Annotated in this window: 4 protein-coding genes and 1 tRNA gene; 1 reads left to right on the top strand and 4 read right to left on the bottom strand. The window is 59.3% G+C overall.

The genetic code is table 11. The annotated features are described in order from the left end of the window. Nucleotides 1-417: 417 nt before the first annotated feature. The 4 genes from HMPREF2527_RS01940 to HMPREF2527_RS01925 form a co-directional block, all read right to left on the bottom strand. Nucleotides 418-490 (bottom strand) — tRNA-Lys (locus HMPREF2527_RS01940). Between the two features lie 212 nt (nucleotides 491-702). Then, a complete protein-coding gene (ilvC, locus tag HMPREF2527_RS01935; protein WP_049352920.1) occupies nucleotides 703-1,731 on the bottom strand; it encodes a ketol-acid reductoisomerase in 1,029 nt (342 codons plus the stop codon). A 252-nt stretch (nucleotides 1,732-1,983) separates the two neighbouring features. Then, nucleotides 1,984-2,484, bottom strand: coding sequence for an acetolactate synthase small subunit (gene ilvN / locus HMPREF2527_RS01930; protein WP_005505523.1), 501 nt, complete (start codon nucleotides 2,482-2,484; stop codon nucleotides 1,984-1,986). Continuing rightward, nucleotides 2,484-4,286, bottom strand: a complete 1,803-nt coding sequence (locus HMPREF2527_RS01925; protein WP_070505998.1) for an acetolactate synthase large subunit — start codon at nucleotides 4,284-4,286, stop codon at nucleotides 2,484-2,486. Before HMPREF2527_RS01925 ends, ilvN begins: the two co-directional genes overlap by 1 nt. A 462-nt stretch (nucleotides 4,287-4,748) precedes the next feature. Between HMPREF2527_RS01925 and HMPREF2527_RS01920 the strand changes: the two genes are divergently transcribed. After that, nucleotides 4,749-5,288, top strand: a complete 540-nt coding sequence (locus HMPREF2527_RS01920; protein ID WP_070505996.1) for a hypothetical protein — start codon at nucleotides 4,749-4,751, stop codon at nucleotides 5,286-5,288. Nucleotides 5,289-5,612 lie beyond the last annotated feature (324 nt).

Below are 5,612 nucleotides of genomic sequence, written 5' to 3'. Positions count from 1 at the left end.
GACACCCTGAGGGCGCTTCCGGAAAACACGGCGCACCAGCCTAAACATCCAAGCCGCCAAGTAGCAGACCAAACCGCGACAGCCCTCCCCCGCCCACATGCAAAACACCAACCGCCAAGCAACACACTAAATCGCGACAGCCCTCCCCCGCCCCAGTTCGCTAGGCACGGGGCGCACACCCAAACCACCGCGCAGCTACCGCAACCCCGGCGGGATAACGTGCCCCTGCCGAACCCGCAGAAACCATCTGAGGAATCGGTGTCGTCCGTAGTGACATCAGGGTGTCCGAGCTCTGCGAGGACAGGTCCCCTGTAGGAACGAGGACGAACACCGATTCCTCAACCCATGAAGACTGCTTTTCAAGGGGAACGCAAAAATCCCGCCGATTCCGAAGAATCAGCGGGATTTTCTGTGAAGTGCGCCCCCTGGGACTCGAACCCAGAACCCATTGATTAAGAGTCAATTGCTCTGCCAATTGAGCTAGAGGCGCTTATTTTGTTTTTGCGGGTTTCCCTTGCAACAAGTAAATACTATACGGCATTCTTCAACCGCCCACAACTTGATTGAGCATGAACTGCATCACATATTTGACGGGTGTTGCCGTTCAGCCTGAAAACACAAAAATCCGGCGCCCCTCCCCTCCCCTGTAGCGGGGTGTGGGTGGAACGCCGGATTCTTAGAAAGCTATTGCTGAGCTACCACTTAGCGAGCGACCGAACCTTCGGTGTAGTCGTCGTCAGCGGTGTTCCAGGAGAACAGCTCGCGCAGCTTGCGGCCGGTTGCCTCGATGGGGTGTGCCTCGCCCTTTGCGCGCAGTGCCTTGAACTCGGGTGCACCTGCAGCCTGGTCTTCCATGAAGCGCTTTGCGAAGTTGCCGTTCTGGATGTCTGCCAGGACAGCCTTCATGTTTTCCTTGACCTCGGGGGAGATCACGCGGGGGCCGGAGACGTAGTCGCCGTACTCTGCGGTGTCGGAGATGGACCAACGCTGCTTAGCGATGCCGCCTTCGATCATCAGGTCAACGATGAGCTTGAGCTCGTGCAGAACCTCGAAGTACGCGATTTCGGGCTGGTAGCCAGCCTCGGTCAGGACCTCGAAGCCGTACTGGACGAGCTGGGAGGTGGAGCCACAGAGGACTGCCTGCTCGCCGAACAGGTCGGACTCGGTCTCTTCGGTGAAGGTGGTCTTGATGACGCCTGCGCGGGTTGCGCCCAGTGCCTTTGCGTAGGACAGTGCCAGTGCGAGTGCTTCGCCGGATGCGTCCTTCTCAACTGCGACCAGGGCGGGAACGCCGCGGCCTGCTTCGTATTCGCGGCGGACGGTGTGGCCGGGGCCTTTGGGGGCGACCATTGCCACGTCGACACCCTCGGGTGCGGTGATGTAGCCGAAGCGGATGTTGAAGCCGTGTGCGAAGAACAGTGCGTTGCCGGGCTTGAGGTTCGGCTCGATGCTCTCTGCGTAGACCTTTGCCTGGACCTGGTCCGGGGTCAGGATCATGATGACGTCTGCTTCTGCTGCTGCTTCTGCGACGGTTGCAACGCGCAGGCCTTCTGCCTCAGCCTTAGCACGGGACTTGGAGCCCTCGGACAGACCGACGATGACCTTCACGCCGGAGTCACGCAGGTTCAGTGCGTGTGCGTGGCCCTGGGAGCCGTAACCGATAACTGCTACGGTGCGGCCCTGGATCAGGGAGAGGTCTGCGTCGTCGTTGTAGAAAATGGTTGCTGCCATTTCTTCTCCTCAGTAAGTTTGATATGCGGCCCAGGCTGGGCTCAACATTGACTATTCTACTTGATAGATGTTTAGTTGCGGGCTGTCGAGAGTACTTCTCAGCATCTGAAGTATCCGGAAGGTCTGTGAGCCCATAGGGTCGGGTATCGCATCGCTGCCGGTTTTCCCGGTTGTGGCGGTGCGATACCCGTTGCTATCCCCAGCTGGTGCGGGGTTGGTGTGGCACCCTGGCAGGTGTTAGATGCGCTCGCGCTAGATACGCTCGCTCATAGCGCGGGGGCCACGTGCCAGGCCGATGGTGCCGGCGCGAACGATTTCGCGAACACCGTAAGGCTCCAGAACATCCAGCAGTGCGTTGAGCTTCTCCTCAGAACCGGTTGCCTCGATGACAACAGACTCGGGGGAAACGTCAATCACGGATGCGCGGAACAGGTCAGCTGCCTGAACGATCTGCAGGCGAGCAACTGCGTCGGCCTTGACCTTAATCAGGATGTGACCACGCTGGGTGGAGGAGTCTGCGGGAAGCTCGACGACCTTCAGCACGTGAACAAGCTTGTTCAGCTGCTTAGTAATCTGCTCGATGGTGTGAGCGTCACCTTCGGTTACGACGGTGATGCGGGAAACACCGGGGTTTTCGGTGGGGCCCACGGCCAGGGAGAGGATGTTGAACAGTCGGCGGGAGAACAGGCCGGAGACGCGGGTGAGAACGCCCGGCTTATCTTCTACCAGAACGGACAGAGTGTGCTGAGACATTAGTTCTCTCCCTCACGATCGAACTCGGGCGAAGTGTTCTTCGCAATCCAAATCTTGTCATTAGATACGCCTGCCGGGACCATGGGCCAGACCAGTGCGTGGGGGCTGACGGTGAAGTCAATGACGACGGGGCGGTCGTTGATTTCGAGGGCAGCCTTAATGGTGGCGTCCACGTCTTCGTCGCGTTCGCAGCGGAAGGTTGCGCAGCCGTATGCGTCGCCGAGCTTGACGAAGTCGGGGATGCGTACGGTGCCGTGGCCGTCCTTCAGGTCGGTGTTGGAGTAGCGCTCGTTGTAGAACAGAGTCTGCCACTGGCGCACCATGCCGAGGGAGGAGTTGTTGATGATGGCAACCTTGACGGGGATGTTGTTCTGTGCGCAGGTGACCAGTTCCTGGTTGGTCATCTGGAAGCAGCCGTCACCGTCGATGATCCACACGGTGGATTCGGGGTGTGCAACCTTTGCACCCATGCCGGCGGGTACGCCGTAGCCCATGGTGCCGAGGCCTGCGGAGCTGATGAAGTGGCGGGGGCTTTCCTGCTGGATGTAGTGTGCACCCCACATCTGGTGCTGGCCAACGCCGGTGACATAGTATGCGTCGGGGCCGGTGAGGGCGCTGATGCGCTCGAGAACGTACTCGGGCGAGCCGAGGCCGTCGTTGGGCTTCTCGTAGCCGAGCGGGTAGTCCTTGCGGATTGCGTTGAGCTCGTTCCACCATTCGGTGAGGTTCGGCAGCTGCTGTGCGAACTCGGTGGAGAGCAGGTCGGTCAGCTCGGGCAGGACGTACTTGAGGTCGCCGACGATCGGCACGTCTGCGAAGCGGATCTTCGAGATTTCTGCCGGGTCAACGTCAATGTGGATGACCTTAGCTTCGGGTGCGAAGGAGTCGAGCTTACCGGTGACGCGGTCGTCGAAGCGTGCGCCGAGGGTGATGAGCAGGTCAGACTTCTGCATTGCGGCGACGGCGGGGACGGTGCCGTGCATACCGGGCATGCCGAGGTTCTGCGGGTCGGAGTCCGGGAACGCGCCGATTGCGTTGAGGGTGGTGACGACGGGTGCGCCGATGAGCTTAGCCAGCTTGTGGAACTCTTCGGAAGCACCTGCGCGGACCAGGCCACCGCCGACGTAGAAGACGGGGCGCTTGGACTCGGTGATGAACTTGGCAGCTTCGTGAATCTGCTTGGAGTGGCCACGGGTGACGGGGGTGTAACCGCGCAGCTCCAGATCCTCAGGAATGCCGCGGTATTCCATCATGCCGACCTGTGCGTCCTTGGTGACGTCCACGAGCACGGGGCCGGGGCGGCCGGTGGATGCGATGTGGAATGCTGCTGCGAGCGCGCGGGGGATGTCCTGCGGGTCGGTAATCATGAAGGAGTGCTTGGAGATGGGCATCGCCATGCCGACGATGTCAGCTTCCTGGAATGCGTCAGAGCCGAGCAGCGCGGTGGACACCTGGCCGGTGATTGCGACGAGGGGGACGGAGTCCATGTTTGCGTCTGCGATTGCGGTCAGCAGGTTGGTTGCGCCGGGGCCGGAGGTTGCGATGCACACGCCGGTCTTACCGCTGGACACTGCGTAGCCCTGGGCTGCGTGGCCTGCGCCCTGCTCGTGGCGGACCAGGATGTGGCGGACCTTCTTGGAGTCGTACAGGGGGTCATAGGTCGGCAGAATAGCTCCACCAGGCAGGCCGAATACGTCAGTCACACCCAGGTCTTCGAGGGTGCGGACGATTGCCTGAGAACCGGTCATGCGTTCTGCGGGAGCGTTTGCCGCGTCATCAGAAGTGGAAAATCCCATGGTCATGGAAATGCCTCGTGTCTTAATGGTTCTTCGTTGTACTCAATGTTCTGCGTGGGTGTTGTGTGTTCCGCACGCATCCTATGCCCGGGGGTACCAAGCTATAAAAAATGCCCCTCGCTGTTGGTGGTAGCGGTAGGGGCGCTCAGTCGCAGTGAATAGACCCTGCCACTCGCCCTAGGCGACGTCGACAAGGTTTAGAATTCGCTGGAACATTGCTGTCTTCACCCTTCTATGGTGAAGCCCGGGGCGGGGGTGAGTCAAATCTCTATGGGGTGTCGTGGTGGTTTTTGCACGGAAACCCCCAAGTCAACCTTCTTCTTTCATGATGTGGACACTTTGCGCGTGTGCGTGGATTTTAGCGCAGGTTTTTGAACAGGTGAGAAAAACTCGCATTTTTGGATGTCATGGCGCGTAATATGCGCGAATACTCGTGACCTTCGTTAGTTGCCCCGGTAAACTGATGCTATGACCGAACCGATCATCCCGGTCGCTGATGAGCTGACCGAAGCAAGTAAGTACGCAGAGGTTATCGACCCCCGTAACTCTGTTGAGAGTGACGTGTTTTTGACGGGTGAGGAACTCATTCGGGTTCTGCACCCGGTTTTTGACGAGCAGATTATTAATTACGGTGCATACAATTTGGTGTATGCGACGGGCCGTGCGGTTTACCGTAATCCTGATTTGGCGTTGCATCAGTCTCCTGATCAGGGGCATTTTATTGTTGGGTATCAGGATGCGCCTGATGAGGTGATTATTGCTCCGGTGAATTTGCCGGCGTTGACGCCTGCGGGTACGGCTACGACGATTGATAATACGAATGCGTTGCATGCGTATCGTGTGGGTGATGATGCGGTGACGATTGAGTCGGTGAATGGCAGCTCGTTTTATTTGTCGTTTGAGGATAATGCTGAGGTGGCGACTCGTTTTGGTGTTGGCCTGCTGGAGCAGGGTAAGGACGTGGAGGATTTCCGTGAGTTTGTGACGCGGATTTGGCCGGTCCTGTAGCCTTATGACTTTTTGAAATGATTGCCCGCTGCTGTTGTGTGACAGCGGCAGGCTTTCGCATGCCCACACCCCGCTACGTTGACCGCTTGAGGGGCGGTGCACGTCCTCGCTCCTACAGGGGCACCCGCCCTCGCTTCGCTTCGGGCACCCTGATGTCGCTACGGACGGCACCGACGCCTCTGCGCACACCAGACTAGCTATCTCGCAAAAGCCTGAAAGGCGACAGCCCTCCCCCGCCCCACACACAAAACACCAAACCACCAAGCAACACACTAAAAGGCGACAGCCCTCCCCCCGCCCCAGTTCGCTAGGCACGGGGCGCAC

The sequence above is a fragment of the Rothia sp. HMSC071B01 genome (assembly GCF_001808945.1).
In the GTDB taxonomy this organism is placed as follows: Bacteria; Actinomycetota; Actinomycetes; order Actinomycetales; family Micrococcaceae; genus Rothia.
This window is presented reverse-complemented; position numbering and strand designations above follow the sequence as displayed.

What these genes read in the sequence shown, in the direction of transcription:
- ilvC (WP_049352920.1), bottom strand. Translation starts at nt 1,731, where the DNA reads ATGGCAGCAACCATTTTCTACAACGACGACGCAGACCTCTCCCTGATC.
- ilvN (WP_005505523.1), bottom strand. Translation starts at nt 2,484, where the DNA reads ATGTCTCAGCACACTCTGTCCGTTCTGGTAGAAGATAAGCCGGGCGTT.
- HMPREF2527_RS01925 (WP_070505998.1), bottom strand. Translation starts at nt 4,286, where the DNA reads ATGACCATGGGATTTTCCACTTCTGATGACGCGGCAAACGCTCCCGCA.
- HMPREF2527_RS01920 (WP_070505996.1), top strand. Translation starts at nt 4,749, where the DNA reads ATGACCGAACCGATCATCCCGGTCGCTGATGAGCTGACCGAAGCAAGT.